23 protein-coding genes and 1 riboswitch are annotated in these 26,680 nt (G+C 47.0%); of the genes, 17 read left to right on the top strand and 6 right to left on the bottom strand.

The window, feature by feature from the left end; translation table 11 throughout:
* Positions 1 to 25 precede the first annotated feature (25 nt).
* The 5 genes from mpl to IEY18_RS07255 all read left to right on the top strand — a co-directional run bounded on the left by mpl (position 26) and on the right by IEY18_RS07255 (position 4,617).
* Positions 26 to 1,426, top strand: coding sequence for a UDP-N-acetylmuramate:L-alanyl-gamma-D-glutamyl-meso-diaminopimelate ligase (mpl, locus tag IEY18_RS07275; RefSeq protein ID WP_188919329.1), 1,401 nt, complete (start codon positions 26 to 28; stop codon positions 1,424 to 1,426).
* Positions 1,427 to 2,080 carry a flavin prenyltransferase UbiX gene (locus IEY18_RS07270; RefSeq protein WP_188919327.1) on the top strand — a complete coding sequence of 218 codons (654 nt, stop codon included), beginning with the start codon at positions 1,427 to 1,429 and terminating at the stop codon, positions 2,078 to 2,080.
* A 15-nt stretch (positions 2,081 to 2,095) separates the two neighbouring features.
* Positions 2,096 to 2,626, top strand: coding sequence for a hypoxanthine phosphoribosyltransferase (hpt, locus tag IEY18_RS07265; protein WP_188919325.1), 531 nt, complete (start codon positions 2,096 to 2,098; stop codon positions 2,624 to 2,626).
* A 225-nt stretch (positions 2,627 to 2,851) separates the two neighbouring features.
* Positions 2,852 to 3,826, top strand: coding sequence for an ABC transporter ATP-binding protein (locus IEY18_RS07260; protein WP_188919323.1), 975 nt, complete (start codon positions 2,852 to 2,854; stop codon positions 3,824 to 3,826).
* 20 nt (positions 3,827 to 3,846) lie between these two features.
* Positions 3,847 to 4,617, top strand: coding sequence for an ABC transporter permease (locus IEY18_RS07255; protein WP_188920008.1), 771 nt, complete (start codon positions 3,847 to 3,849; stop codon positions 4,615 to 4,617).
* A 154-nt stretch (positions 4,618 to 4,771) separates the two neighbouring features.
* Here the strand turns inward: IEY18_RS07255 and IEY18_RS07250 are convergent, their stop codons facing one another.
* Together IEY18_RS07250 and IEY18_RS07245 are read right to left on the bottom strand one after the other, a co-directional pair.
* Entirely contained in the window at positions 4,772 to 5,341 is a 570-nt protein-coding gene (locus IEY18_RS07250; protein ID WP_229779775.1) for an HD domain-containing protein, read from the bottom strand.
* An 88-nt stretch (positions 5,342 to 5,429) separates the two neighbouring features.
* Positions 5,430 to 6,332: a LysR family transcriptional regulator gene (locus tag IEY18_RS07245; protein ID WP_308424053.1), complete on the bottom strand. Its 903-nt coding sequence runs from the start codon at positions 6,330 to 6,332 to the stop codon at positions 5,430 to 5,432.
* A 130-nt stretch (positions 6,333 to 6,462) separates the two neighbouring features.
* Between IEY18_RS07245 and IEY18_RS07240 the strand changes: the two genes are divergently transcribed.
* The 7 genes from IEY18_RS07240 to IEY18_RS07210 all read left to right on the top strand — a co-directional run bounded on the left by IEY18_RS07240 (position 6,463) and on the right by IEY18_RS07210 (position 14,314).
* Positions 6,463 to 6,993, top strand: a complete 531-nt coding sequence (locus tag IEY18_RS07240; protein WP_188919321.1) for a lactoylglutathione lyase family protein — start codon at positions 6,463 to 6,465, stop codon at positions 6,991 to 6,993.
* A 588-nt stretch (positions 6,994 to 7,581) separates the two neighbouring features.
* Positions 7,582 to 8,340, top strand: a complete 759-nt coding sequence (gene folM, locus IEY18_RS07235; RefSeq protein ID WP_188919319.1) for a dihydromonapterin reductase — start codon at positions 7,582 to 7,584, stop codon at positions 8,338 to 8,340.
* Positions 8,341 to 8,623: 283 nt separating this feature from the next.
* Positions 8,624 to 9,382 carry an outer membrane lipoprotein-sorting protein gene (locus IEY18_RS07230; protein ID WP_229779774.1) on the top strand — a complete coding sequence of 253 codons (759 nt, stop codon included), beginning with the start codon at positions 8,624 to 8,626 and terminating at the stop codon, positions 9,380 to 9,382.
* Positions 9,383 to 9,411: 29 nt separating this feature from the next.
* Positions 9,412 to 10,671: an ABC transporter permease gene (locus IEY18_RS07225; RefSeq protein ID WP_188919317.1), complete on the top strand. Its 1,260-nt coding sequence runs from the start codon at positions 9,412 to 9,414 to the stop codon at positions 10,669 to 10,671.
* Positions 10,671 to 11,945, top strand: a complete 1,275-nt coding sequence (locus tag IEY18_RS07220) for an ABC transporter permease (RefSeq protein ID WP_188919315.1) — start codon at positions 10,671 to 10,673, stop codon at positions 11,943 to 11,945. The genes IEY18_RS07225 and IEY18_RS07220 overlap by 1 nt, the downstream gene beginning before the upstream one ends.
* 117 nt (positions 11,946 to 12,062) lie before the next feature.
* On the top strand, positions 12,063 to 12,812 hold the full coding sequence (locus tag IEY18_RS07215) for an ABC transporter ATP-binding protein (RefSeq protein WP_188919313.1): 750 nt from the start codon (positions 12,063 to 12,065) through the stop codon (positions 12,810 to 12,812).
* A 2-nt stretch (positions 12,813 to 12,814) separates the two neighbouring features.
* On the top strand, positions 12,815 to 14,314 hold the full coding sequence (locus IEY18_RS07210; protein WP_188919311.1) for a hypothetical protein: 1,500 nt from the start codon (positions 12,815 to 12,817) through the stop codon (positions 14,312 to 14,314).
* A 50-nt stretch (positions 14,315 to 14,364) separates the two neighbouring features.
* Here the strand turns inward: IEY18_RS07210 and IEY18_RS07205 are convergent, their stop codons facing one another.
* Both IEY18_RS07205 and IEY18_RS07200 read right to left on the bottom strand, forming a co-directional pair.
* Positions 14,365 to 14,718: a hypothetical protein gene (locus IEY18_RS07205; protein ID WP_188919310.1), complete on the bottom strand. Its 354-nt coding sequence runs from the start codon at positions 14,716 to 14,718 to the stop codon at positions 14,365 to 14,367.
* Between the two features lie 43 nt (positions 14,719 to 14,761).
* Entirely contained in the window at positions 14,762 to 15,622 is an 861-nt protein-coding gene (locus tag IEY18_RS07200; protein WP_188919308.1) for a GGDEF domain-containing protein, read from the bottom strand.
* 392 nt (positions 15,623 to 16,014) lie between these two features.
* Here IEY18_RS07200 and olsF point away from each other — a divergent pair, with 392 nt between their 5' ends.
* Entirely contained in the window at positions 16,015 to 17,829 is a 1,815-nt protein-coding gene (gene olsF / locus IEY18_RS07195; RefSeq protein WP_188919306.1) for a bifunctional ornithine lipid synthase OlsF, read from the top strand.
* A gap of 31 nt (positions 17,830 to 17,860) precedes the next feature.
* Here olsF and IEY18_RS07190 read toward each other — a convergent pair whose 3' ends face one another.
* The gene (locus IEY18_RS07190) at positions 17,861 to 18,175 is read right to left on the bottom strand and encodes an ArsR/SmtB family transcription factor (protein ID WP_188919304.1); all 315 of its coding nucleotides are present in this window, start codon (positions 18,173 to 18,175) and stop codon (positions 17,861 to 17,863) included.
* 167 nt (positions 18,176 to 18,342) lie between these two features.
* Here IEY18_RS07190 and IEY18_RS07185 point away from each other — a divergent pair, with 167 nt between their 5' ends.
* Positions 18,343 to 19,251 (top strand): permease, encoded by a 909-nt coding sequence (locus tag IEY18_RS07185; protein ID WP_188919302.1) that lies wholly within the window; start codon positions 18,343 to 18,345, stop codon positions 19,249 to 19,251.
* Positions 19,252 to 19,625: 374 nt separating this feature from the next.
* Here the strand turns inward: IEY18_RS07185 and metH are convergent, their stop codons facing one another.
* On the bottom strand, positions 19,626 to 23,333 hold the full coding sequence (gene metH / locus IEY18_RS07180; protein WP_188919300.1) for a methionine synthase: 3,708 nt from the start codon (positions 23,331 to 23,333) through the stop codon (positions 19,626 to 19,628).
* Between the two features lie 292 nt (positions 23,334 to 23,625).
* On the opposite strand from metH, the gene IEY18_RS07175 reads away from it, so the two are divergent.
* From IEY18_RS07175 to IEY18_RS07165, 3 genes are all read left to right on the top strand, one after another.
* Positions 23,626 to 24,264: a histidine phosphatase family protein gene (locus tag IEY18_RS07175; RefSeq protein WP_229779773.1), complete on the top strand. Its 639-nt coding sequence runs from the start codon at positions 23,626 to 23,628 to the stop codon at positions 24,262 to 24,264.
* A gap of 112 nt (positions 24,265 to 24,376) precedes the next feature.
* Positions 24,377 to 24,536, top strand: a riboswitch (cobalamin riboswitch).
* A gap of 149 nt (positions 24,537 to 24,685) precedes the next feature.
* Positions 24,686 to 25,549 (top strand): ABC transporter ATP-binding protein, encoded by an 864-nt coding sequence (locus IEY18_RS07170; RefSeq protein WP_188919298.1) that lies wholly within the window; start codon positions 24,686 to 24,688, stop codon positions 25,547 to 25,549.
* Entirely contained in the window at positions 25,536 to 26,678 is a 1,143-nt protein-coding gene (locus IEY18_RS07165) for a FecCD family ABC transporter permease (protein WP_229779772.1), read from the top strand. Before IEY18_RS07170 ends, IEY18_RS07165 begins: the two co-directional genes overlap by 14 nt.
* Positions 26,679 to 26,680 lie beyond the last annotated feature (2 nt).

Below are 26,680 nucleotides of genomic sequence, written 5' to 3'. Positions count from 1 at the left end.
TTAACTGGCCAATAGAGCGAGCAAGATGCACGTACATATTCTAGGAATTTGTGGAACCTTTATGGGCGGTCTCGCCCTCCTCGCTAGAGCCAAAGGTCATCGAGTGACCGGCAGTGATGCGAATGTTTACCCACCAATGAGCACCCAATTACAAGAACAGGACATAGAGCTGATTCAAGGGTTTGATCCGCAACAGCTCAACTTTATCGATGAGCAAGGGCAAAAAGTCAAACCTGATTTAGTGGTCATCGGTAATGCGATGAGCCGGGGTAACCCATGTGTCGAAGCCATTTTAAATCAAGGTTTACCATACACATCAGGTCCGCAATTTCTGGCGGAGCACATCTTACCTGAACGTTGGGTATTGGCGGTCTCAGGGACGCACGGCAAGACGAGTACCTCAAGCATGTTGGCATGGATATTAGAAGCCAACGGTTATGAGCCTGGCTTTTTAATTGGCGGTGTACCACAAAACTTTGGCATTTCTGCTCGGCTTGGTAACTCGCCATTTTTCGTGGTTGAGGCCGATGAGTACGACAGTGCGTTTTTTGATAAGCGCTCTAAGTTTGTTCATTACCGTCCACGGACGCTCGTGATCAATAATCTAGAATTTGACCACGCAGATATCTTCGCCGATCTTGCTGCCATTCAACGCCAGTTTAACCATGTGATAAGAACGGTTCCCAATCAAGGGAAAGTCATCTGGACAAAAACAATACCCGCAGTGCAACAGGTGATTGACCAAGGTTGTTGGAGTGAGCAAGAACATTATCATCCTGCAGAAAATGCCCACGGTTGGTATGCCCACCGCCTAAGCGATGATGGGCATCATTTTGAAGTGTATTTTGACAATGAGCTGCAAGGCGAAGTTCAGTGGCAACTCATTGGTGAGCATAATATCGAAAACGCCATTATGGCGATCGCAGCCGCCAGACATGTGGGCGTGGTTCCAAGTGCGGCTATCGCAGCTTTAACCGGTTTTGCACCGCCAAAGCGACGCCTAGAATTACTCGCGGATGTGCACGGTATTCAGGTTTATGATGACTTCGCTCATCACCCAACAGCCATCGCATCAACTCTTGCTGGATTAAGGGCGAAAGTGGGCGAAGGTAGAATTGTTGCAATATTGGAGCCTCGTTCCAACACGATGAAATCAGGGGTGCACAAAGACACTCTCGCTCATTCATTGCAAGATGCGGATGAAGTATTAATCTATCAGGCAGATGCCATACGCTGGGATGTCGCTGATGCGATGAAGCAATCCGCTGTGCCAGTTAGTGTGTTTGATAACATTGACGAAATCGTCACGTTAGCCAGTGCCCAAGCCAAAGCAGGGGACACTCTATTGGTCATGAGCAATGGGGGCTTTGAAGGGATTCATCAACAATTAATTGCGGCGATCAAGCGTCAACATGAGGAATCATAAATGGGTTACGCAAAAGCGGAAAAAGCAATCAGTTTAGGTTGGACTGGTGCCTCTGGTGCGCCTTACGGTTTAAGGCTACTTGAGTGTTTGCTTGATGCTGATTACCAAGTGTTCTTGATGATTTCATCAGCAGCCCGAGTGGTGCTGGCAACGGAAGAAATGCTGCAATTGAGTGCCGACCCGGACAAAGCCAAAAGTCAGTTACTTACGCATCTCAATCAGAAGCGCAAGCAACCGGTTACCGGCGAGCTCGTAGTGCTAGGCAAAGAGGAGTGGTTCTCACCGCCAGCGTCTGGTTCAGCGGCGCCCAAGCAAATGGTGATTTGCCCATGTTCTACGGGTACCTTGGCTGCAGTCGCAACAGGAATGAGTAATAACTTGTTAGAACGGGCCGCAGATGTGGTCTTAAAAGAGCGGGGGCAGCTCTTGCTCGTGCCAAGAGAAACTCCCTTTAGTGCCATTCACTTAGAGCATATGTTATCGCTCACACGCCTTGGTGCCACTGTGATGCCAGCAGCGCCGGGCTTCTATCATCATCCCAAATCGATTCAAGATCTGATAGACTTCATGGTCGCCCGCATTCTCGACCACTTAGGGGTTGAACATGCACTCACAAGTCGTTGGGGCTACGACAAACACCCTACAGCCGATTAGTAGTATGAGACGCCAATGAAACACACCACAGAAGTGATGATCTCTGCGCAGGATATCGATCAACAAATTGATCAACTTGCCGCCCAAATTAACCAACACTATCAGCATAGCGAGCGCTTGTTGATGGTGGGCTTGCTGAAAGGCTCCGTTGTGTTTATGGCCGATCTCTGTCGCCGTATTCAAGGTCATGTGGAAATCGACTTTATGTCGGTTTCCAGCTATGGCAATGCCATGACTAGCAGTAAAGATGTAAAAATCCTCAAAGATGTACAATCAGATATCGAAGGTCGCGATGTCCTCATCGTTGAAGATCTGATCGATTCAGGCAACACGCTTAATAAAGTTCGTAAAATGTTAGAACTGCGCGGCCCGAAAAGCCTTGCGATTTGTACATTGCTTGATAAGCCAGAGCGTCGCGAAGTTGAGGTACCTGTTGAATTTGTTGGTTTTACCATTCCTGACGAGTTTATCGTAGGTTATGGCATCGATTATGCCGAGCAATATCGCAATCTACCTTATATCGCAAAAGTTGTGCCTTTAGATTAGAAATCTATTATGATTGGCTCCCTGTTTTCAAGGAGCCTTCATTCTTGCAAGGGTTCGCGACACATTGGCTGTCGTTTTATTGGTGCGTTTATTCTAAAACTAACCTGAACTACCCACGCGTGTGATGCCCCTTGGCAGCTTAATTCTACAACATCCATAATGTTGGCAGATCTTCTATGCAACGATTTGCAGTTTCATTTTCAGAATCAATTTTAGGTAATACCCATGTCAACAAAGCAACCCGCCTTGGTCATTGACGCTCTTAAGAAAACCTATAAAGGTGGCGTTGAAGCAGTTAAAGGCATTAGCCTGACAGTCGAGCAGGGGGATTTTTTCGCGCTCCTTGGTCCAAATGGTGCAGGTAAATCAACCACCATTGGAGTCATCAGCTCTTTAGTTCAAAAGACTGCGGGTTCAGTGAAAATTTTTGGTCATGATATCGACCAAGAATTAGAACTTGCCAAGCTGCGTATTGGATTGGTACCGCAGGAGTTTAACTTCAACCAGTTTGAAACTGTGCTGCAAATTGTGGTGAATCAAGCGGGCTATTATGGGGTTGCAAAACCGGTTGCACTTGAGCGGGCTGAGCGCTATTTATCTCAGCTCGATTTATGGGATAAGCGTCATAGCCAATCTCGTCAGCTTTCTGGGGGAATGAAACGTCGCCTCATGATTGCTAGAGCGCTAATGCATGAACCCAAACTGTTAATTTTAGATGAGCCAACAGCGGGGGTCGACATTGAGCTGCGTCGTTCAATGTGGGATTTCCTGACCCAAATTAATGCACAAGGCGTGACGATTATTCTCACCACGCACTATCTTGAAGAAGCTGAAATGCTATGTCGCAACATCGGTATTATCGACAAGGGTGTATTAGTTGAATGTACAAGTATGAAAGCATTGTTAAGCCAATTGAATGAAGAAACCTTCATTCTGGATCTCAGCAAAGATGTCGAACAACCCCCGCAACTTGATGGCATCAATAGTCGCTTAGTTGATGGGCACACACTTGAAATCGACGTTGCCAAAACCCATAGCCTTAACCAAGTCTTTGCTCAGTTATCGAGCCAAGATATTCAGGTTCTATCGATGCGCAATAAAGCCAATCGACTCGAAGAGTTATTTGTAGGCTTAGTGGAAAAAGCGAATCAAGAATCCACATCTTCAACGCAGATAGAAAAGGCGGCCAAAGCATCATGAGTTCACAACAAACACCCAATATGCACCGTTTATATGCGATTGCGTTCAAAAGTATCATCACTAAAGAAATTAATCGCTTTACCCGTATCTGGGTGCAAACATTGGTACCGCCCGCGATTACGATGACCCTATATTTTTTGATTTTTGGTAACTTGGTTGGCAGTCGCATTGGCTTAATGGGCGGTGTGAGCTACATGGAGTTTATCGCGCCGGGTTTGATTATGATGTCGGTTATTACCAACTCTTATTCAAATGTTGCATCTTCATTTTTTAGTGCAAAATTTCAGCGTAATTTAGAAGAGCTGATGGTTGCGCCCGTACCCCATTATGTGATGATTGCTGGATACGTTGGTGGCGGTGTTTCTCGTGGCCTTTTAGTGGGTTTAATTGTTACGACTGTGGCGATGTTTTTTGTCGACTTGTCTTTGCATCATGCTGGGCTGGTGGTCTTAACGGTCTTCTTAACGTCAATCTTGTTTGCTTTGGGGGGATTAATTAATGCCGTATTTGCGCGCAGCTTTGACGATATCAGCATCATTCCCACCTTTGTACTAACACCGCTCACCTATTTAGGTGGTGTATTTTACTCGCTAAGTTTATTGCCTGACTTTTGGCAAGGGGTATCTGCATTGAACCCTGTGGTCTATATGATTAACGTCTTTCGTTATGGCTTCCTTGGCTTTGCTGATATCAGTGTGCCATTTTCAATTGCCGTGATGGTCAGCTTCTGTGTTGGTTTATATGGAGTGGCTTACTATTTGATCTCACGTGGTATTGGGCTAAGAACCTAATCGTTGCGAATAAGGTCAACGATCCAAACAAAAAGCGAGCTCAACAGGGCTCGCTTTTTTGTTGAAAGTCTCTTCGCTAAGAGCGTGGTTTGCAAGTCGAACACTCTGCCATTATCTCAATGACTGTGTATGAAGGAGTCAATCCCGTCACGCGTTATGGCGATAAAAATTGTGCATATGCATCGATTTTGGTTTGGAGTCGCAAAGCTAAATAGGGACTAGTGTGGTGTAAACACTGGTGAATGAGCTGAGCCTCTTCACGGTAGCACATTGCTTTGTCTTTATCCCAGTGTGCTGGAGGTTGCTGTAAGTTGGTGATTCGATCAGCGAGCTTCACGAGGCCGACGGCTTTGGGTTGGCGTTGTAATCGCTGCAGGCTATCGCGCATCTGTGCCTGCTTGCTTTCAAGTTTTGTGTTTTTCGTCAGTGCTAAAACCCCATCTGCAACGGATTCACCAAAGTATTCAACAAGGGTTTGATAACTTGTTGGTGTATCTTCGATGGTGTCATGAAGCAGGGCACACTGCATGGCAAGATTAGCTGGTTCAGGCGCTATTTTCTCGATTGAAATTGCGCTAAGCACTTCCATCGCCACATTTCCAAGGTGATTGATATAGGGGATATCAGATGAGGGCAGGGTTTGGCCTAAATGGGCTTGACTGGCGAACTGCCATGTGAGTTGGTAGACATCTGGGTCCCACATTGATGATAGGGGTTGGCTCATGGCTTGTCCTCGTACTTGGTCGATTATCTAAGTGAGTTAACTTGGTTCGTTGTGCTCTGCCATGACAAACAGGCGCTCCAAGTGCGTTTTACAAGCAGGGCTGTGCCAGTGTATCACGCAATAGTGTGGTGATTGTTTCATAGCGCTTGGGTAAGTCCCGATGGCGCTTGTGCACCAAATAAAGCGTCTCTTTCACTTTGCGCTCGGTTGGGGCAATGGTTAAGGCTTGCTTATTGGCGAACTGTTTGAATGCACTTTCTGGGATCACGGTAAAGCCAAGCCCATTGGCGACCGGGAGCAATATTTGATGAATTTGATTGATATAGCCTGTTTTGGGTAAACGGTCGAGGCGAATTTTCGCGAGTTCTGGATGACCACACTGTTCAAAATAGAGGGATAAATAGTGCAGCGCATCGGGATGATCAATAAGGCCGCACGCCATTAACCCTTGCGGGGTAATTTCTTGGCCTTCATAGCTGCGAGGCAATACTAAACAAAGGGTTTCATAACCAATCACAGTGCTGTCAAACAGGTTACCACTTGGTAATTGAGTCACAATGCCTATATCTAGCTTTCCACTTTGAACATCGCTAAGAATTTGGTGATTCGGTGCAGCTTCTAACTGCATGTGCAGCCCTTGATGCTGCTGCTGTAGCTTTAGTAATTCTGGGTAGAGCATCAGAGCCAGAGCCCCTGAGCAGGCAACATTGCAGGTCCCTTGGTAGGGTTCGTCAGCACCGAGCTTCTCAAGCAGTTTGGACTCTTCAAGGCGAACTTGTCGTGCATAGCTGTAGAGCATTTTCCCTTGCTCCGTAAGTTCAAAGCCTTTGTTTTCCCGTTTAATTAGCGGGTATCCACAGCGTTGCTCTAACTTTTTGATATGTTGACTGACACCCGGTTGAGTCATATGTAGTTTTTCAGCCGTTTGGGTGAAATGACCCGTTTCAACCAGTGTTTGGTAGGTGTATAGCCACGTTGGATTTAGCATCATCTCGAACCGGTTGATAACAAAATATTATCATATTGAGAAGAATTAATAATTTCAACCGTGGTTTGTAAATGCGTATATTGACATTTCTGGCGGAGTCACCGCGAAAGCTAAATTAACTGGAGAGGTAAATATGTCAACATCAGCAACCGAAACATCACCAGCGCCCTACCCAAGAACGTTTTCCCACATTGGAATTTCAGTGCCCGATTTAGAGGCCGCAGTGAAATTTTACACAGAAGTCTTGGGTTGGTATCTCATTATGCAGCCCACCGAAGTGATTGAAGATAATTCAGCAATTGGTGAAATGTGTACCGACGTATTTGGTGCGGGTTGGGATAAATTTAGGATTGCTCACCTCTCAACGGGCGACCGAATTGGTGTTGAGCTTTTTGAATTTAAGGATCAGGAAAACCCCGAGGATAACTTTGAATACTGGAAAACCGGCATTTTTCATTTCTGTGTTCAAGACCCGAATGTTGAAGCTCTTGCCGATAAAATTGTTGCTGCTGGGGGGAAGAAACGTATGAAAGCGCCGCGCTATTACTACCCAGGAGAAAAGCCTTATCGCATGATTTATATGGAAGATCCATTTGGCAATATCCTAGAAATCTACAGCCATAGCTATGAGTTACATTATGCGAGCGGTGCTTATAATGGTTAATGCTGCGGGACTCCCTACTTAGTTGCACAGTTTTAGCAAGGATCATTCATAGATACTTTATCGCGGGTGGGCTTGTTAATTTGCTAAAGCCCTTGGTTTCTTTAGTACCCAGTTGGAGCAGAAAACCAAGGTTGAGTGCATTTTTGGACGACAGGTTAAGGATGACATTTTACCCTGCGCCAGCGAGCGATTGTGCGGCAGCTCTGTCACACTCTTATCATGTCTGGGCTTGAGGTGTGGCAATTATCGCTGTTATTTGTGAATTACCTATCATGTTGCTTGCGATGATTAGCTGGCGAACTCGCACAATTGAATTTGGTTTTGTGACGTTTGATGAGCCATTGATCCCAGTTTGCTTGCCAATGTGATCTATATTTTGCGCTTAGATCTCAGCCTCGTTTTAAGATGTGAATTAGTTCATTTTATCGCGCTTAGGTATTCTATTTTGGCCTTAATTGCCGAGGATTTATGCTAACTTTGCTATAGCCGTTGAAGAAATAATTCAACAGAAAACATTTCCCAGCAGTCACTTAGCCAGTATCTGTCGTGTTGTGAGTGACTCAACTTGGCAAATAAGAAGGGAGCGTTATGGAAAGTCCAATTTTAATTACTGGAGTTGGAAAGCGGATAGGATTCGCTTTGGCAAAATACCTCGTCGAGGCCGGTTATAAAGTTATCGGTAGTTATCGTACTGAATATTCAGCCGTAGCAGAGCTAGATCAATTAGGTGTTGACTTATATCAGTGTGATTTGGTTTCAGATGAGCAAATCCTTGCCATGATCGACTCAATCAAAGGCAAATATCCCTATCTTAGAGCCATTATCCATAATGCTTCAGATTGTATTGCGGATGATGAGGTCGAAGATCCCAATACCATCGATCGGATGATGAAGGTGAACGTGAGCGCGCCTTACCAAATCAACTTGGCTTTGGCCGATCGCTTGAAAGGTTATGATCAACAAGTCAGTTGTGATCGCGAATCAGAAGGTGATGTTGGTGCTGCTGACATTATTCATTTAACCGACTTCGTCGCGAAGAAAGGCTGTGATAGTCATGTTGCCTATGCAGCGAGCAAAGCAGCACTCCATAATATGACGCTCTCTTTTGCTGCGCGCTTAGCTCCTCAGGTGAAAGTAAATTCGATTGCACCCGCATTAATCATGTTTAATGAGGATGATAGTGAAACCCATAAGCGCAAAATGTTAGCGAAGAATTTATTGCCGGTAGAGGCCAGTCAAACAGAAATTATGGAGTTGGTAAACTACTTGTTGGGTAGCCGTTATGTGACCGGTCGCTGTTTCAATGTGGATGGTGGGCGTCATTTAAAGTCTTATCAGACCGGTTAATTGTGACTCCGAAGCAAGTCCCAAATATCAACAGACTCGTGCCCATGCACAGATGGTAACGCCATCGACTATTTAATCACTAATCCAATGCAAGTGACCTGCGCACTTGCATTGTTTTTTGTGCCTCTTATCAGAAGTTCATCTTTGACACATCAGATTACAATCGAGTCTTCAGAACTGAATTCAAATTAACAAATAGCTATGTTTTTGCTGTTGAATTAGCGATATGCTGTAGTGACTCCCACCCGATATTGGCGGTGGAATCACTGATAAAGGCGGCGATATGCAACACCCAATGTTGGCATTATTAGCAAGCTTACTTCTGTTCACGACTACCGGCCTACAAAGTGCCGAGCTCACGGCCAAGCAGATTGTGCATCAGTCGATGGAGCAATGGCGGGGCGTGAGTTCCGAGTCCACCATGAGCATGATCATTCACCGGCCCGATTGGCAGCGCACGATGACGATGCGAGCTTGGACCCAAGGCGACAAACTGTCGTTAGTTCGGGTCACTGCACCTAAAAAGGATGTCGGGAACGCCACACTGATTAAAGATAACAGTATGTGGAGTTTCGCCCCGAAGATAAATCGAGTGATCAAAATTCCGTCTTCAATGATGAGCCAAGGTTGGATGGGCAGCGACTTTTCAAATAAAGACATCGGTAAATCAACAGATATTGTTGACCAGTATCAGCACCGACTCATTGAAACCTTGCGTGAAGGTGAGCATCAAGTTTACGTCATTGAGTCGATTCCCCTTGAAGATGCTGCAGTGGTTTGGGGGAAAGAAGTCCTGCAGGTTCGAGATGACTTTGTGGTGAAACGTCACGAATTTTGGGATCAAGATGGTGAATTGATAAAAGTGATGGTTGCCAGTGAAATTCGACCGATGGGAGGTCGTGCCGTGGCCAGTCGTTTGCGCATGGCGAAGGTGGCAACACCGGATCAATGGACGGAAATGGTGACACATCAAGTGGCGTTTGATGTTGCACTGAGTCCACAAATTTTTACTTTGTCTAATTTACGTAACCCTCGGCGCTAACGCTTCAAGGAAACAGCAAGGTCGTGGCGATGAATATTGAATTACGGCTCGCATGGCGCAATTTATGGCGTCATAAAAAACGCACATGGATTACCGTCGCTGCGATGGTGTTTTCAAATGTGCTGTTGGTTTTAATGCTGTCTTTGCAACTTGGCTCTTATCAAATGATGATTGACAACGCGCTTGGATTATTTAGTGGCCAGATCCAAATTCAGCATCAAGATTACCTTGAGAACCCCAAGTTTCGCGATGACATTGTGCACCCCCAAGGGTTAGTCAACACACTAAAACAGGCCACAGATCTTGAGACGATATCAAGTCGCGGTGTGACCTTTGCGCTCGTATCTAGTGCCTCACGCTCATATGGCGTTCAAGTCGTGGGGGTTGAGCCTCAGAGTGAGCCTCTCGTTTCAACCATACCAGGGCTGATTATAGAAGGACGCTATTTACAAGCGTCATCTTCCAAACAAAATGAAGACCCCGTAGCTGAGGTGGTGCTCGGTAAGGTTTTGGCTAGAAACCTTAAGGTTGGTCTTGGCGATGAACTCACGTTGCTCGGCTCTGGTCGCGATGGCTCTTTTGCCGCCGGCGTCGCAACTGTTGTGGGAATATTTAACTCTTCTTTACCGGCACTGGATCGCACCATGATACAACTGCCGCTCGACTATTTTCAGCACCTTTTTGCCAGTGAAAATCGCGCAAGTTACGTGGTACTCAATACCCCAACACCTTTGGAGCTAACACAGCTCAATGCCACCATTGCAGAGCTGTTGGCGCAGCAGCGCCCAGATGAGTCCTTGCAGGTTCGCGATTGGGATGCTTTGCAGCCGGGGATCCGTCAAGCCATTCAAGCGGATTTATCGAGCGCCGCTTTTATGTATGGTGTTTTGATTTTGCTGGTGGCATTTTCAGTAATGAATACCCAGCTCATGTCTGTGTTAGAGCGTACCCGCGAATTTGGCACGATGATGGCCCTTGGGCTAAAGCCGTGGCGCCTTGTGAAGCTGATATTCCTAGAAACCACCATGATGGCCACTCTCGGCATGCTACTGGGGGCCATTTTAGGGGCAATGCTCACCCAGTATTATCACGTGGTTGGCTTTTACTATCCCGGAATGGAGGAGATGGCTGCGAAGTTTAATTTACCTGAGCGTTTCTACCCTGATGTTACTTGGTTCGCCACCTTTATCGGCCCTATTTTTGTCATGATTGCATCAATTATTGCGGCGATCTATCCAGCGCTTAAAATTCGCAAGCTCGATCCAATTTCAGCAATGAGGGCAGTGTAATGAACGTCTCCTCATTAACGATTGCTTTTACGCTTGCGTGGCGCAACCTCTGGCGTAACTATCGCCGCACGCTCATTATGCTACTCGCCATTGGCCTTGGGGTTTGGGCGATGGTGTTTATGACAGCCATGATGCGCGGTATGGTCGACGGCATGCTAAAAGATGGCATTCGCGCTTTGCCCGGTCATGTCCAAATCCATCACCCCAATTACTTAGATGACCCCAGTGTCGCCAATAGTATCGCCGAGCCTCAAGGTACGTTGCTGGATGCCCTAAACCACCCTCAAGTGGACGCATGGGCCATGCGAGTCAAAGTGCCTGCAGTGATTTCTAGTGAGCGTGAAACTCGAGGAGTCATGTTGCTTGGTGTCGATGCCGCAGCAGAATTAAATCTTAGCTTTGATATCAGCCATATCACCCAAGGCCAGTTTTTACCTTCGTTAACCGAGGAGGAGCTTGCAGTCGATGTACAAGCACAAAAAGCCGCAAAAGGTATTGTCATCGGTGTCAAGTTGGCGCAAAAGCTTGAAACCCGCTTAGGCAAACGCATTGTGGTGATGACCCAAGATATCGACAACACCATTGTGGATCGAGGGTTCCGTATTGTCGGTCTCTATCAATCTGATATTCCCGGATTTGAAGAGATGTATGTATATAGCGATCGCCGTTTGATCCAGTCGATGGTGGGGTTAAAGGGGCAGGTGTCAGAAATCGCAATCAATGGTGATGGCTATCGGGATAATCAAGCCTTGCTCAGCCATATAGCCAATGCCAGTCCAGCGGATATGAAAGTTGAATCATGGCGGCAAGTGGATGCGTATTTAAGTGCAATGTTAGAGATGATGGATGGCTTTGTGCTGGTGTGGATCGTGGTAATTTTTCTTGCCCTGTCTTTTGGTTTAATGAATACCTTGATTATGGCGGTTTTTGAACGGGTGCGAGAAATTGGTTTAATGCAGGCATTGGGAATGAGGAGTAGCGGCGTGATGCGGATGATCTTGATTGAATCTCTGCTGTTGCTATTGCTTGGGCTTGCGGCAGGTAACATTTGCTCGTTGTTATCCATCGCTGCAATTCAAGATGGGATTGATGTGACCGCAGTTGCGGAAGGTATGGCGATGTTTGGTGCCAAAGCTGTGCTCTATCCCGTTTTACAGTATTCAGACATGCTACTGGCCAATGTTGTGGTCATTGTTTTGGGGCTACTCACGAGCTTGTATCCAGCTTGGCGCGCTGCTCACTACGACCCTATCGTAGCGCTCAATAAGCATTGAATGATGACGGTCAGACTCGTCTGGCCATGAAGGGGTGTCGGCAACGCTCGGCGAGAAAAGCAGCTATCTACTGTCGAAGTCGCGATGAGCGCAAGATTAAGGGAAAGAGTCACGATTATGATTAAAGTTACTTGTCGCAAATTACGCAAAACCTTTGTTCAAGGGGAAACCCAAATCAAGGGACTAGATGACGTCAGCCTATCCATCGAAAAAGGTGAGTTTGTGTGCCTGTCGGGACCATCAGGATCGGGAAAAACAACTTTACTCAATGCACTTGGCGGCTTACATACGCCAGATGAAGGCACAATCGAGATTGATGGTGATGTGATTTCGCAAATGGGGGCGAGTGAGCTTGCTGACTTACGCTTGCGTCGCATCGGCTTTGTTTTTCAGTCTTATAATTTAATTCCGGTTTTGAGTGCGCAAGAAAATGTCGAGTTTGTGATGCAAATTCAAGGGGTTGACTCGCAAGAGCGCGACCAGCGCGCCAAAGCCATTCTTAAAGAAGTTGGACTTGAAGGCATGGAGACGCGATTGCCTGCAGAGTTATCGGGTGGCCAGCAACAACGGGTGGCTGTCGCGCGGGCATTAGTCAGTGAGCCCGCACTTATTCTTGCGGATGAGCCTACAGCCAATTTAGACAGTGCCACCGCCGAAAACCTGATGCAGCTGCTTGAAAATTTGAACCGTAAACATCAAGTCACATTAGTGCTTGCGACCCATGATACGCGGATTATGGGCTTTGCACGTCGGCAGATCCGTATGCAAGATGGCAAAATTATCTCCGATGAAATATCCAGTGGGAGCCAGCACGCATTACGCGGTGGCGACCCTTTGACGGCTTCGCATCAGGAGCAGGATTTCTAACCATGTTAATGCGTCGTATTTGCCAATCCATGATGACTTATAGGAACTCGATTTTATCGCTTTTTTTGCTGGGGGCGTGGGTATTGTTACTGTCGCCAATGCCATCCTTTGCTCAAGCACAAAATATGGCTGAAACCGCGAATGCGGCGTCCAGCAAAGACATCCAAATTGACTGGCGTGGACATCTAAAAGGTCAGGGGCGTTATCAAGCCTACCGCGATGGTAGCGTCTATCAGCCGCTTGGTTTTCAAGAGCAAGCTTCCTTGAATAGTGACACTCGGCTGAACTTCACGGCATCGAGGCAGCAGTTTAGTGTGGAAGTTGATTATCAACTTCTCAGCCAAGTTGGCGATGAGGTTGAACTGAGCCGACGATTTGTCGAGGCAGCAAATGACCCCATAAGTGGATTGTTCATCCCAGGCATTTTGAATGATGATCGGCGCTTATTTGATTTTACTCATACCTTGTCGCAAGGGGAGCGGCATCAATGGGTCCATCGCCTTGATAGAGCCAATCTTGCCTATATCGATGATCAATGGGTTGTAAAGCTTGGGCGGCAAGCGATTAGCTGGGGCAATGGTCTTATGTATAACCCCATGGATATCTTTAACCCATTTTCGCCAACGCAAGTGGATACCGAGTATAAAAGTGGCGATGACATGCTCTATGGTCAGTATCTCACGCAAGATGGCGATGATTTGCAAATGGTGTGGGTGGTCAGGCGTGATCTGCTGGGCAAGGTTAATGCTGAGCATGACTCAATCGCGGCCAAATACCATTTGTTTTGGCAGCCAGACTGGTTGGGCCAACCGGTTGACGAACCTATTGAGGTGGATTTTCTCCTCGCCGAACATTTTCGCGACTATATTGCTGCAGTGGGGTTGACGCAGAGTTTAGGCGACGCATTATGGCGGACGGATATAATGCTGACGCATGTTGCTGCTACCCAAATTCCCACAACTCTGCAAGCAAGCCCGACATTAGCGGCTGAAGAATTGCCCGCGGAAAATGTAGCGAGTTTGGTGAGCAACTTGTCTTACTCTTGGCTGTGGCAACCTCTGCAAACAGGAGGGGGCTTCAATATGAATGGCAGTCTCGAATATTTTTACAATGGTTTTGGCCAAGCTGATGGTGAGTATAGTCCCGAGCAACTCGTTGCCAATCCCGCGCTTCTGAGCCGTTTGGCTCGAGGCGAACTTTATAGCCTCGGCCGTCACTATGTTGCGGCAAGTGTCACTATGGAGCTAACCCCGCTTTGGTTAATCACACCAACGGCATTGGTTAACCTGTCGGATCATTCTGCATTGCTACAACTTGTCAGTCAGCATGATATCCAGCAAAACTTGCAATTGCTGTTTTCGCTCAATGTACCGGTAGGCCCAATAGGCACTGAGTTTGGTGGGCTCGAGTTGGCCGGTGTCCCGCTTGATTTGCAAACTGATTCACCGTTACACATTGGCCAGCAAGTCAGTGCGCAATTACAGTTGGCTTGGTACTTTTAGGGGCTGTTTTTATCGTGATGAAATGACTGCTGCATCGCTATCACAACACTTTACTTACATTGGATATGTAAATCAGACGTGATCTCAATGACTTGGCGTTTATTTATTTCACTTGATGTGAGGTAACCACACTGGCCTTCGCGTTCCTGACCATTGGCAAATGTGAAATGATATCGGTATACCCCATCCACCTGGGTTAAATCATAGTAGATTTGGTTTTGAGCCCGGCTTTGGATCGCCCCAAAATCCATTCGGCTATGGGGAAGGTACACGAAAGTTTGTAATGTCTGTGCGCTGGATTGATTGATGACGGTTACGCTGGGCAAAATATAGAAATAACCTGCGTATAGGCCTGCCAAAGATACACCTATCGCAAGCAGCACTTTTATCGCTTTGTCGCTCATTTCACTCGATACCCGCTCAATGGTTTTCCTTGACTTTCAGACTTCAGACTCGCTGTGACTGTTGTTCTTGATGGTGGACCACAAGATTCCGGCCTTGTTGTTTGGCTTGGTAGAGCGCTTGATCTGCACGTTCAATCAAACAAGTGTGATCCACGATATTGTGAGTTAATCCTGCGACACCAATACTGGCGGTGAGTTGCATCTCATGGGATTTTTCGCCACATTGACTGGCAATTTCCATCAGGTGCTCAGCAATACTGAGCCGCAGACGTTCTGCCAATTGCGCGCCACGTTCACTTTTGGTTCTTGGTAAAATAACAATCAGTTCTTCTCCGCCGTAACGGGCAACAATATCGGACTCGCGAAGCGAGTTTTTCACGAGTTGAGCAAAGCGTTTGAGCACTTCGTCACCAATGGGGTGGCCGTAGGTATCATTCACTTGTTTAAAATGATCAATATCAACAATAAAAATCGAAAGGGGTTGGCGATATTTTTTTGAGCGCCATACTTCATCGCTAATGCGTTTATCTAAATAACGGCGGTTGAAAATGCCCATTAACGGGTCGGTAATATTCTCTTGTTGTAGTGTGTAAATCTGCCGAATATCACGGGCTGTTTTCACTGACAAAGTATTTACCAATAGTACAAAGACGGCGCCGAAGAAGAAAATGACTGGCACACTTAAAGCGTCAACATGAACCAGTTTCCCTTGATGTTGCAACCAGTAGGCAATATAGCCACCGATAAAAGCGACAATGAGTACACCTAAAAAAAACCAAGCATTGCGAATTTTGCCAGTGGGTAAACGCGTGTATAGCAGAGAGATGGGATAGATGGCGATGGCAAGTACCAGTGCTCCAGCTAAAATGAAGCCTTCGGCGAAAAAGTTGATTAAGTTCGACAATCTCTATCCTTAGATCTGCCATAAGCGATAACAAGCTCAAGGGGTTTTAGATCTTCTGTACCACACAGTTTCAGATTAAACTTAGTTTATGTAAAAAAGTTGATGTAACGCATAAAACAAGATTGTCTAATTGAACGTTCGATCAAATGTGTGCGGTAAAGCAAGTTTTGACCCGATGCAGTACGGCAAATGGGCATCAATTTCCTCATCGCTATGCCGTTGGCGAATCTAGATAGCATTCATCAGTCCCTTCTCATTTTGTCCCCTTGTCATCAAATTGCCATTAAAATTTCACATTGCAGTTAAATCGGCTCATTAGGCTGTGGCTATCGTCAATCAAGCTTGCTCAATTCATCTTCGGTTGAGTGCAAGTGAGTCGGAGACTGGCCTCTATGTTTACTGTTGAAAAAGTTGTTGCAGAAAACCTACCGCGCGTGAATCAAACCCCCTGGCTAGCAAAGCCGACTAAGGCGGCGCTTAAATATCTATTGCACGAGCAAGAGTGCAATCAAATTGCAGACTCGTTTGCTCATCTTGAAGGTATAGATTTTGTAGAGCAGGTATTGGCCGAGTTTAATTTTAGCTACTTAGTACCAGATCAAGAGGTTGCCAATATTCCGGTGGAAGGGCGGCTGGTGATCTTTGCCAATCACCCCATCGGCTCACTCGATGGTTTGGCGTTGATTAAACTGATTAGTGAAGTACGCTCAGATGTCAAAGTGGTCGCCAATGAGCTATTGATGAACATACCGCCGCTGCATCCTATGTTGCTGCCGGTGCGCAATATGACGGGCGGGACGCCAAAGCAGCACTTGGCCAATATTCACAAACACTTGCAGCAAGAAGGGGTTGTGTTGATTTTCCCTTCCGGTGAGGTCTCTAGGCTGCGCCCCAATGGTATTCGTGATACAGAGTGGCAAAGCGGCTTTTTAAAAATGGCTATGGCCTGTGATGCCCCATTGTTACCAATTTATGTGGATGCCAAAAACTCTGCGGCCTTTTATGGCGCCTCAATGATATACAAGCCGTTAGCAACCTTGTTGTTGGTCAAGGAGATGTTTAAGCAAGCGCAGAACACCATTGGCGTACGTATCGGTGAGCTGATCCCCAATGAGGCGGTAGCGAGCAATCACTTTCCACTCAAAACTAATGTTAAGTTGCTGCGTAATCACCTGTATCGCATCGGCAAAAATCGCAGTGGCCTGTTTACGACCCAAAAAGCAATCGCCCACCCAGAGTCGAAAGTGGATTTAATCGCGGCACTCAAGCAATGTGAGCTATTAGGGCAAACCCAAGACAATAAGCAAATTTATCTGTACCAGCACACCGCAAGTAACCCAATCATGCGCGAGATTGGCCGGTTGAGAGAAATCGCTTTTCGCGCCGTAGGTGAGGGCATTGGGTTGCGCCGTGATACCGATAAATACGATCGCTACTATCAGCATTTGGTGCTTTGGGATCAAGACGACCTTGAGATTGTTGGTGCTTACCGTTTTGCTTGCGCCGCCGGGGTGCATCGACAACAAGGGCCAGAGCAGCTTTATAGTCAATCGCTATTTACCTATGCCAAAGAATTTGCGCCCTATTTTGAACAGGGACTAGAGCTAGGGCGCAGCTTTGTTCAGCCCAAATATTGGGGCAAGCGCAGTTTAGATTATCTCTGGTATGGCATTGGGGCTTTTCTGGCTAAGAACCCACAGTATCGTTATCTATTTGGCCCGGTCACGATCAGCAATCAACTGCCGGCTAATGCGAAGAATATGCTGGTGCACTTCTATCAAACCCAATTCGCCTACGGCGCAACTTTGGGTGCTAATGGTGGGCATGAATCGGCTGACTTAAAAGAGGTAAGCAATGACAAGATGGCTGAAGCCAATTTGCCGTTTCGATTAACGCCTGCACAGCAACAGGCGCTGGATGCCCTGTATCGCAGCGATAGTTCTAGTGATAATTTAAGCGCCACAATAAGCGACAACTACAGCGAGAATTTTAAAGTGCTTAAACACAGCCTCGCCAATATTGGTGCCAGTGTGCCGACCTTGTTTAAGCAATATGCGGAAGTGTGTCAGCCCGGCGGTGTTGCTTTTCTAGAGTTTGGCATCGATGTTGATTTCGCCAACTGCATTGACGGTTTAGTGTTGGTGGATACTCAGCAACTCAAACCAAAAAAGCGCCGTTATATTGATAGTCATCAGGTTGATTGTTAACGGCGGGACTGCCTTGCATAGCTAAATCCATTCATTTTTCATCGGCGCAGCATTCGTCTTGCAAAAAGGTGATGACTGTTTCTAGCTGTTGGTATTCGGCGACGCAGAAGAGGGTGCGGCCTTCGCGCCGCTGTGACAGTAAGCCTGCCGAGACCAGGCTAGAGATATGATGTGACAGGGTTGAGTTCGGAATATCTAGCTGTTGCTGCAGTTGACCGACCGCAATGCCTTGATAGCCAGCACGCACGACACGCTTGAAGATACGTAATCGGGTCGTGTGGCCAAGTTCTTTCAACGCTTTGGCGATGATTGAAATTTCTTTGTCTATTTCACTGTTATTTTTCATATTTTCATTAATCAGTTGCAGTTCAAGTACCGAGAGACATGATTCAAATGTTACTTATATTTCGATATTACTGGAAATATCTTGATTTATCCAATCGATGAAACTATATTTCCATTATTCTAGAAATGTAGTGGTGCCATTGAGCGCCGAAAAAATAAGAGAATATGATGTTGCAAAGTACATTAGAGATGTTTGTGTTCTTGGCTGTTGAGTTGACGCTGCTGTTTTTAATCATCAGCTTTTTGGTCGGCGTGCTGCAAAGATATATTCCACCGGCCAAAATTCAGCAAATTCTTGGTGCTAAACAAGGTAAAGGTTACCTAGTCGCTGGATTTCTGGGGGCGATAACGCCATTTTGTTCCTGTTCAACAATTCCGTTTTTAAAAGGACTACTCAGGGCGAATGCGGGCTTTGGCACCATGATGGTATTTTTGTTTGCGAGCCCTTTATTAAATCCAATCATTATTGGTCTATTTGTGGCGACATTCGGGCTACAAGTTGCGTTATTTTACTTTGTCGTGGCCTTGGGAGTCTCGATATTGGCCGGTGTGACACTAGAAAAGTTGGGGTTCGATAGATATATCAAGTCTGAAGCCTACCTTGAGCCCGTTGCGAAAAGCTGCGCGACAGGCTGTTCTGGTGCGCCAGTGCAACGTGGTTGGAGGCAATCGGTTTGGTGGCAGATTTGGCTGGTTACTTGGAAAGATTTTAAAGGCGTTCTGCCTTACCTGATGGGAGGCATTGCGCTTGGCTCTGTTATTTATGGGTTTATGCCAACAGAGTTTGTCGCGGGTGTGGCTAGTCGTGACAACCCTTGGGCGATCCCCGTTGCCGCTGTTATTGGCATCCCGCTTTATATTCGCGCCGAAGCGGTTATTCCTCTCAGTGCTGCACTTGCTGCCAAAGGTATGGGATTAGGGGCGGTCATGGCGCTGATTATTGGCAGTGCTGGCGCAAGTTTAACGGAAGTGATTTTACTGAAGTCGATTTTTAAGAACCAAATGATAGCCGCATTTTTGTTGGTGATTATTGGGATGGCTGTAGTCGCAGGTTTTGGGTATAACAGTCTGTTTTAATGGGTACTTTTACAGAATGGCTTAATGGATACTGGCGGTTCTATCTGTTGTTTAATCCAAGAAGCAAAGTTATTCGATATCCAATATCCATCATTCTGTGGGAAGAGCAGGGATTGCCACCGTCAATCTTACAGGGAAGTACTAGTAGCGCCCCATAGGGGATGGATACAACAAGCCTGCGGCAGCAAATAGATGAAATTGCAGTGTAGGGGTATAACAAATTTGGCCTCCGAGCTAGAGGCAAATTCACCAACTCAAACGCTATCTGGTGGCACTACTCATGTCTTACGGGCGTTTGTATAAGGTTCTTTTAAAGTGTAAACCTAAATCAGCATAGGGCTATTGCTAGCACTATGCTGATTTAGTAGGTTCGTTTACTCCACATCATAATCCAACACTGGCATGAGCCATTTTTCAGCTTCTTCTACGCTCATGCCTTTACGTTTGGCATAGTCTTCAACTTGGTCACGGCCGACGTTGGTGATGCCAAAGTAGCGGGATTGTGGGTGGGCGAAGTACCAACCTGAAACTGCGGCGGTTGGATACATGGCGAAGCTTTCGGTGATTTTCAAATCGATGGTTTCATCGGGTTTGAGTAAATCCCACAGCAAGCCTTTTTCGGTGTGATCGGGGCAGGCAGGGTAACCCGGTGCTGGACGGATCCCTTTATACTTCTCGCGGATCAGGTCGTCATTTTCCAACTGTTCTTCACTGGCGTAGCCCCAAAATTCTTTCCGCACTCGCTCATGCATCCGTTCGGCAAAAGCTTCGGCCAAGCGGTCGGCAAGAACCTTGAGCATAATTGCGTTGTAGTCGTCGTGGGCTGCCTCAAAGCGTGCGATATGTTCGTCGATGCCGTGGCCAGCGGTGACGGCAAAGCCACCCATATAATCGGCCACGCCTGAATCCTTGGGTGCGACGAAATCAGCAAGGCAGAAGTTATCGTTGTCAACGCGCTCAATTTGCATCCGAAGATGATGGGTGGTGAGAGCGACTTGTGTGCGGCTTTCGTCAGTGTAGATTTCGATATCATCGTGGCCAACACTATTGGCTGGGAAGAGACCCATCACCGCTTTTGCGGTAAGCCACTTTTCTTCAATGATGGATTTGAGCATTACTTGGGCGTCGGCGTAGAGTTTACGTGCCTCTTCACCAACGACTTCGTCTTGTAAAATTTTCGGGAAGTGGCCGTGGAGTTCCCATGCGCGGAAGAAAGGTGTCCAATCAATCCGCTCTAATAGATCTTCTAATGGATAATCATCAAATATTTGTCGACCGAGTACCTGAGGGGTGACGGCTTGGTAGTTGTCCCAGTCCTGTTGGCAACGATTCGCGCGGGCGTCTTCAATGGAGATGACTTTTTTACGTTTACTCTGATTTGCACGTTTCTCACGTAGCATGTCGTATTCGTTGTAAGCTGCATCAATTGTGGCTTGGCGGGTTTCATTGTTAATCAGTTTTGACACCAAAGGGACGGCACGAGATGCATCGGCCACGTAAATCGCACCGGCTGGTGAATGGGGAGCAATTTTCACTGCAGTATGGATTTTAGAGCAAGTCGCGCCACCAATAATTGATGGAATGGTTAAACCTTCTCGGTGGAAGGTTTTCACGTTGTGCACCATTTCATCCAGACTTGGGGTAATTAAACCAGACATGCCGATGATATCGACCTGTTCGCGTTTGGCGACTTCAACGATTTTTTCGACCGGAACCATGACCCCAAGATCAATTACTTCATAGCCGTTACAGGCCAGAACTACGCCGACAATATTTTTGCCGATGTCGTGCACATCGCCTTTTACGGTAACCATGAGCACTTTACCGTTAGATTGGCCTTCTTGCTTTTCGGCTTCGATAAATGGATTGAGATAGGCGACCGCTTTTTTCATCACGCGGGCTGACTTGACCACTTGGGGTAAGAACATCTTGCCCGAGCCAAATAAATCACCGACGACATTCATGCCATCCATTAACGGCCCTTCAATAACATCTAGAGGCCGCGTGGCTTGGGCGCGTGCTTCTTCTGTATCTTGGTCAATGAACTCGGTAATACCTTTGACAAGTGCATGTTCAAGTCGTTTGTTTACGGAGAGGCTGCGCCATTCGAGATCTTCTTTTTTGGCCGCAGCAGCGCCGTCGCCTCGGAATTTCTCTGCGACTTCGAGTAACTGCTCTGTGCCGTTAGAGTCTGCCACCGTACAAGGACGGTTAAGTACAACATCTTCAACCCGTGGTTTGAGCTCTGGGTCAATATCATCATAAATAGCGAGCTGGCCAGCATTCACAATTCCCATATCCATGCCCGCTTGGATCGCGTGATAGAGGAATACGGCGTGGATCGCTTCTCGTACCGGATTGTTGCCTCGGAATGAGAACGATACATTGGAGACACCGCCAGAGACCATCGCGTGGGGCAGGGTCTTTTTGATTTCACGGGTGGCTTCAATAAAGTCGACCGCGTAGTTGTCGTGCTCTTCAATGCCGGTCGCAATTGCAAAGATGTTTGGGTCGAAGATGATGTCTTCTGGTGCAAAGCCAACTTTGTCGACCAAGACGCGGTAAGCGCGGGTACAAATCTCAACTTTGCGGGCTTTGGTGTCGGCTTGGCCTTCTTCATCAAAGGCCATAATAATGGCTGCTGCGCCATAGCGTTTGACTAACTTTGCTTGTTGAATAAAGGTGGCTTCACCTTCTTTGAGCGAGATCGAGTTTACGATGCCTTTCCCTTGAATACACTTCAAACCGGCTTCAATCACTTCCCATTTCGAGGAGTCGATCATAATGGGTACACGGGAGATATCGGGTTCAGAGGCGATCAGGTTGAGGAATTTTTGCATCATCTCAACACCATCAAGCATGCCTTCATCCATATTGATATCGATGATTTGTGCGCCGTTTTCTACTTGGTCTCTAGCGACATCAAGGGCGGTTTCAAATTCACCCTCTTTAATGAGCCGTAAAAAGCGTGCCGAGCCCGTGACATTGGTTCGTTCACCCACGTTTAAAAAGAGTGAGTCAGCGTCGATTGAAAGCGGCTCCAGCCCAGATAATCGGCAAGCCACTGGAATCTCGGGTAACACACGGGCTTGATGTTGGCTGACGGCGTCACGGATAACTTTTATATGCTCCGGCGTTGTACCGCAGCAACCGCCAACAATATTTAAAAAGCCTTCAGCTGCCCACTGACCGATGACCTCGGCCATCTCTTGTGGTGACTCATCATAGCCACCAAATTCGTTCGGTAAGCCCGCGTTGGGGTGCGCCGAGACAAAACATTCGGAGATTTTCGATAACTCTTCAACATAAGGTCGCAGCTCTTTGGGGCCTAAGGCGCAATTGAGACCGATAGAAATGGGCTTCACGTGGCGCAGAGAGTTATAGAATGCCTCGGTGGTTTGGCCTGTGAGCGTCCGCCCGGATGCATCGGTAATGGTACCTGATATCATCACCGGAAGTTTTTCACCTCGCTGTTCAAAAACAGACTCAACAGCAAACAGTGCGGCTTTGGCATTGAGGGTATCGAAGATGGTTTCCACCATAATGATATCCGCGCCCCCTTCGATAAGGGCTTGGGTTGATTCGGTGTAAGCTTCGACCAATTGATCAAAATTGACGTTACGAAAGCCAGGGTCATTCACGTCTGGACTGATGGAACAGGTGCGGTTGGTTGGGCCTAACACACCGGCGACATAGCATGTGCGGCCGGTTTCTGCGGCGACTTCAAGCGCAGCAGCTTTCGCAAGGCGTGCGCCTTCACGGTTCATTTCGGCAGACAGTGACTCCATTTCGTAGTCGGCCATGGCGATTGGCGTGGCATTGAAGGTGTTGGTTTCAATAATATCGGCGCCAGCGAGCAGGTATGCTTTATGGATCTGCTGAATGATTTCTGGTTGGGTGAGCACTAATAGATCGTTATTGCCTTTGACATCGCAAGGCCAGTCTTGAAAGCGTTCGCCACGGAAATCCGCTTCTTCTAGCTGGTGAGCTTGGATCATGGTGCCCATCGCACCGTCGAGCATTAAAATGCGCTCTTTTAGCTGCTTTGCTAGTTGTGCGAAAAGTGGATTTTCAGTGGTCATAGATGTGTTCCTACCGGCGGTCGCAATTACAGAGTTTTTTCTATTGCGCTATGTTCTCAAGCACGTTTCGTTGAGCATTCTTTATCTCAAACGTTCTTTATATCAAGCATAGGGAATTAACTCTAAGGTTTAATCGGATCTATGCGATTTTGTCATTCAGACGTTTAAACGTATAGACGTCCATACGTAATTGGGTTTATAGTACCGACACGACAGCAAAGTGCAAGCTTAATGCGATAAGTTGTCATCATTTAAAGGTTCGCAGTGCGATCTGCTGTATGAGAGGAGGGCATTGACGTTGAAAGAGAGCATTCAGGTTCAGCAAACACAGCTCTGGTTATTGCGTCATGGCGAATGTGAAGGTGGCGATATCTTGCGTGGTCAGGTGGATGTGCCACTTACGCGTCGAGGCTTGCAACAAATGGAGCATGCGCTAAATGCCAACCTTGTATTTGACCATATCTATAGCTCGCCATTGCAACGCTGTGCTGAGTTTGCCAAGTCGTTTTGCCAGCAACAGGTAACCGAGTTAAGTCTTCAACCAAATTTGGCTGAATTAAATTTTGGTGATTGGGATGGGGCTGGTTTCGACACGCTTTATCAACAGCACGGTGATGCCCTCACTCAATTTTGGAATGATCCATGGACAAATAAGCACTTGCCACCCCAAGGTGAGCCCATGGTTGATTTTGAACAACGGGTCATCGAGTTTATTAAGCAATGCGCAAGTGAGCATGTGGGGGAAAAGGTGCTGTTGGTGACCCATGGGGGCGTGATCCGCTGCTTAATGGCATGGGCGCTCTCTGTGCAGCGTAGTGCAGGATTTTATAGTCAGCTCGCAATTGCTTATGCCAGTGTTATTCAGATTGATATTTTCGTCGATGAGCAAGGGCAGCTTCATCCCAAACTCTATTGGCCAACAATAGGTTAATGGCGCGCTTGTGCCCTCAATGCGCACTAAACCTCAAGCATGAAGGTGGAATGCTTCATGTTTGTTGCAAATACGGTTGCCTAAAGCATGCAAATTTAGCAACATAACCCCACTTTATGAATCAAGGCGTTGGGGATTTCACATTTATCGTGCGAAATAAACCCAAACTTAATAGGGAATCAGGTGAAGCCTGAGCTGTGCCCGCAACTGTGATGAGTACTTTGTTAGTGTGTACTCTAAGTCAGGATACCTACCTTGATTTGAATGCCCAACAACCGAGCGGGTAACTCGGCGGAGCGGATATGACAACTCACGATCTATTAGCCAAGCTAATGGCGAGGGAGCGATATTGCGCTAGGATGCGACATCAACAACTTGTGCTTCAACTACTCGAATTTAAGCTTGGCAACGGGAGGCTGACATGATCGTCAATGCGATAGATGTCGTCGGCTTGTCATGGCAGCTCGAGCGGCAAAGTATTCTTTCAAATATTAGTTTCAGTCTACCCAAAGGACAGATGCTGGGTGTCATCGGTGCCAATGGTGCTGGCAAGTCGAGTTTACTGCGTTGTTTGTATCGATATATCGAGCCAACTTCTGGCTCAATCTCAGTGCTTGGTCAAGATATTCACGGTTATTCAAGCCGAGCCTTTGCCCGTGATGTCGCGGTCGTGCTTCAAGAAACGCCGGCACACTTTGAAATGACGACCAGCCAGTTGGTCGCGATGGGATTAACCCCACACAAAAGCTGGTTTGAATTTACCAATCAAGATGACAAACAACATATTCAACGAGCCCTGCAGCAAGTGGGGTTAGAGCATAAAGCGAATCAAGATTATGATAAATTGTCTGGTGGTGAAAAACAGCGGGCATTGATTGCTCGCGCCATCGTTCAACGTCCAAGCGTGTTGATTTTGGATGAGCCCACCAATCATTTGGATGTTCGTTATCAAATCCAAATTTTAGAACTTGTGCGTAGCCTCGGGATCAGCGTGATCTGTTCAATTCATGACTTAAATTTGGCCGCAGCGACTTGTGATAATTTGTTGCTGTTGCATCAGGGTCATTGCGTTGCATATGGCTCGCCACAGGAAGTGCTCACCCAAACGCAAATTGCCAGCGCATTTGGTGTCAGTTGTGAAGTGCAGCCCCATCGTCAAACTGGTAAGCCTGCCATACAGTATTTTTATGGTTATCAGCCGTCTTCGGCAACGATAAAAAATGTGCCTACGCCGAAAAGTGCTGCGATTGCCGCGGGTCAGCGGAGGTCGCATGGAGATGCCTAACGCGGCGACCGCTAAGTCAAAAACGATGCACTCGTCATGGGCGATGATATTTTCTCCTTTATCCGCGCAAGCTTGGTTATTTATCGCTTTACTATTGTTGGTCATCATCACCCCGGTTGTCGCTGCAAGTTATGGCGCGGCGGATCTGCCGATGAGCCAAGTTCTGCGCATTCTTTTGGTCCCTATTGTTGGCCAGGACAGTGCAGTTTATCTGACGACCTACAGCTTTATGACGCCGTTTGATAGCACGCATAATTCAAATATTGCCGAGCGGATAGTCTTTGAACTACGTTTGCCGAGAATTCTTTTAGCCTTTATCGCAGGGGCGGGTCTTGCAATTTCAGGTAGTGTTTTGCAAACCGTGACGCGCAATCCATTGGCTGATCCATTTTTATTTGGGATCTCTTCAGGCGCTTCATTGGGCGCTGTAATAGCGATGTCAGCGCTTAGTGTATTGGGGCTTGAACTCAGTGGTATTGGTGGTTGGCTCAGTGTGCCGATAGGGGCTTTTATTGGTGCGAGTGCGGCTTCACTGATGGTACTGGGAATGGCCGGTACCAATGTGAATAGCCAGACCGAGCGTATGTTGCTCTCGGGCGTGGCCATTACTTTTATGTTTGGGGCGATGACGAGCCTGATCTTGTATTTTTCCTCGCCACAAGCCACAGCTTCGGTACTGTTCTGGAGTATGGGCAGCTTTGCCAAAGCCAGTTGGTCGAGCCTATGGATGCCAGCAATCGTTGTTGTGAGTGGTATCGGGGTGATTATGGCAATGAAACGTCAGATCTTGGCCATGCTGGCCGGTGATGAGACCGCACATACGCTGGGGATCCCTGTGGCTCGGGTTCGGTTAGCAATGCTCTTGTTATGTTCATTAATCACCGCCATTATCGTTGCCCACTGTGGTGGCATTGGTTTTGTTGGCTTGATGATCCCCCATATTGTTCGATTATTATTCCCTGGCCGCTATCCTATTATGATCACAGCAATTGCTGGTGGATTGTTTATGATATGGGTGGATGTATTCGCCCGCAGCCTTATGGATAATCAGGAATTGCCCGTCGGAATTATTACTTCAGTCATTGGCAGTTTATTTTTCTTGATTGTGTTGCGGCGTCGGCGACGTTAACG

It is taken from the genome of Shewanella gelidii, assembly GCF_014647855.1.
Lineage (GTDB): Bacteria > Pseudomonadota > Gammaproteobacteria > Enterobacterales > Shewanellaceae > Shewanella > Shewanella gelidii.
Note: the sequence above shows the minus strand (reverse complement) of the source record. Positions and strands in the feature narration are given on the sequence as shown.

What these genes read in the sequence shown, in the direction of transcription:
- mpl (WP_188919329.1), top strand. Translation starts at nt 26, where the DNA reads ATGCACGTACATATTCTAGGAATTTGTGGAACCTTTATGGGCGGTCTC.
- IEY18_RS07270 (WP_188919327.1), top strand. Translation starts at nt 1,427, where the DNA reads ATGGGTTACGCAAAAGCGGAAAAAGCAATCAGTTTAGGTTGGACTGGT.
- hpt (WP_188919325.1), top strand. Translation starts at nt 2,096, where the DNA reads ATGAAACACACCACAGAAGTGATGATCTCTGCGCAGGATATCGATCAA.
- IEY18_RS07260 (WP_188919323.1), top strand. Translation starts at nt 2,852, where the DNA reads ATGTCAACAAAGCAACCCGCCTTGGTCATTGACGCTCTTAAGAAAACC.
- IEY18_RS07255 (WP_188920008.1), top strand. Translation starts at nt 3,847, where the DNA reads ATGCACCGTTTATATGCGATTGCGTTCAAAAGTATCATCACTAAAGAA.
- IEY18_RS07250 (WP_229779775.1), bottom strand. Translation starts at nt 5,341, where the DNA reads ATGAGCCAACCCCTATCATCAATGTGGGACCCAGATGTCTACCAACTC.
- IEY18_RS07245 (WP_308424053.1), bottom strand. Translation starts at nt 6,332, where the DNA reads ATGATGCTAAATCCAACGTGGCTATACACCTACCAAACACTGGTTGAA.
- IEY18_RS07240 (WP_188919321.1), top strand. Translation starts at nt 6,463, where the DNA reads ATGTCAACATCAGCAACCGAAACATCACCAGCGCCCTACCCAAGAACG.
- folM (WP_188919319.1), top strand. Translation starts at nt 7,582, where the DNA reads ATGGAAAGTCCAATTTTAATTACTGGAGTTGGAAAGCGGATAGGATTC.
- IEY18_RS07230 (WP_229779774.1), top strand. Translation starts at nt 8,624, where the DNA reads ATGCAACACCCAATGTTGGCATTATTAGCAAGCTTACTTCTGTTCACG.
- IEY18_RS07225 (WP_188919317.1), top strand. Translation starts at nt 9,412, where the DNA reads ATGAATATTGAATTACGGCTCGCATGGCGCAATTTATGGCGTCATAAA.
- IEY18_RS07220 (WP_188919315.1), top strand. Translation starts at nt 10,671, where the DNA reads ATGAACGTCTCCTCATTAACGATTGCTTTTACGCTTGCGTGGCGCAAC.
- IEY18_RS07215 (WP_188919313.1), top strand. Translation starts at nt 12,063, where the DNA reads ATGATTAAAGTTACTTGTCGCAAATTACGCAAAACCTTTGTTCAAGGG.
- IEY18_RS07210 (WP_188919311.1), top strand. Translation starts at nt 12,815, where the DNA reads ATGTTAATGCGTCGTATTTGCCAATCCATGATGACTTATAGGAACTCG.
- IEY18_RS07205 (WP_188919310.1), bottom strand. Translation starts at nt 14,718, where the DNA reads ATGAGCGACAAAGCGATAAAAGTGCTGCTTGCGATAGGTGTATCTTTG.
- olsF (WP_188919306.1), top strand. Translation starts at nt 16,015, where the DNA reads ATGTTTACTGTTGAAAAAGTTGTTGCAGAAAACCTACCGCGCGTGAAT.
- IEY18_RS07190 (WP_188919304.1), bottom strand. Translation starts at nt 18,175, where the DNA reads ATGAAAAATAACAGTGAAATAGACAAAGAAATTTCAATCATCGCCAAA.
- IEY18_RS07185 (WP_188919302.1), top strand. Translation starts at nt 18,343, where the DNA reads ATGTTGCAAAGTACATTAGAGATGTTTGTGTTCTTGGCTGTTGAGTTG.
- metH (WP_188919300.1), bottom strand. Translation starts at nt 23,333, where the DNA reads ATGACCACTGAAAATCCACTTTTCGCACAACTAGCAAAGCAGCTAAAA.
- IEY18_RS07170 (WP_188919298.1), top strand. Translation starts at nt 24,686, where the DNA reads ATGATCGTCAATGCGATAGATGTCGTCGGCTTGTCATGGCAGCTCGAG.
- IEY18_RS07165 (WP_229779772.1), top strand. Translation starts at nt 25,536, where the DNA reads ATGGAGATGCCTAACGCGGCGACCGCTAAGTCAAAAACGATGCACTCG.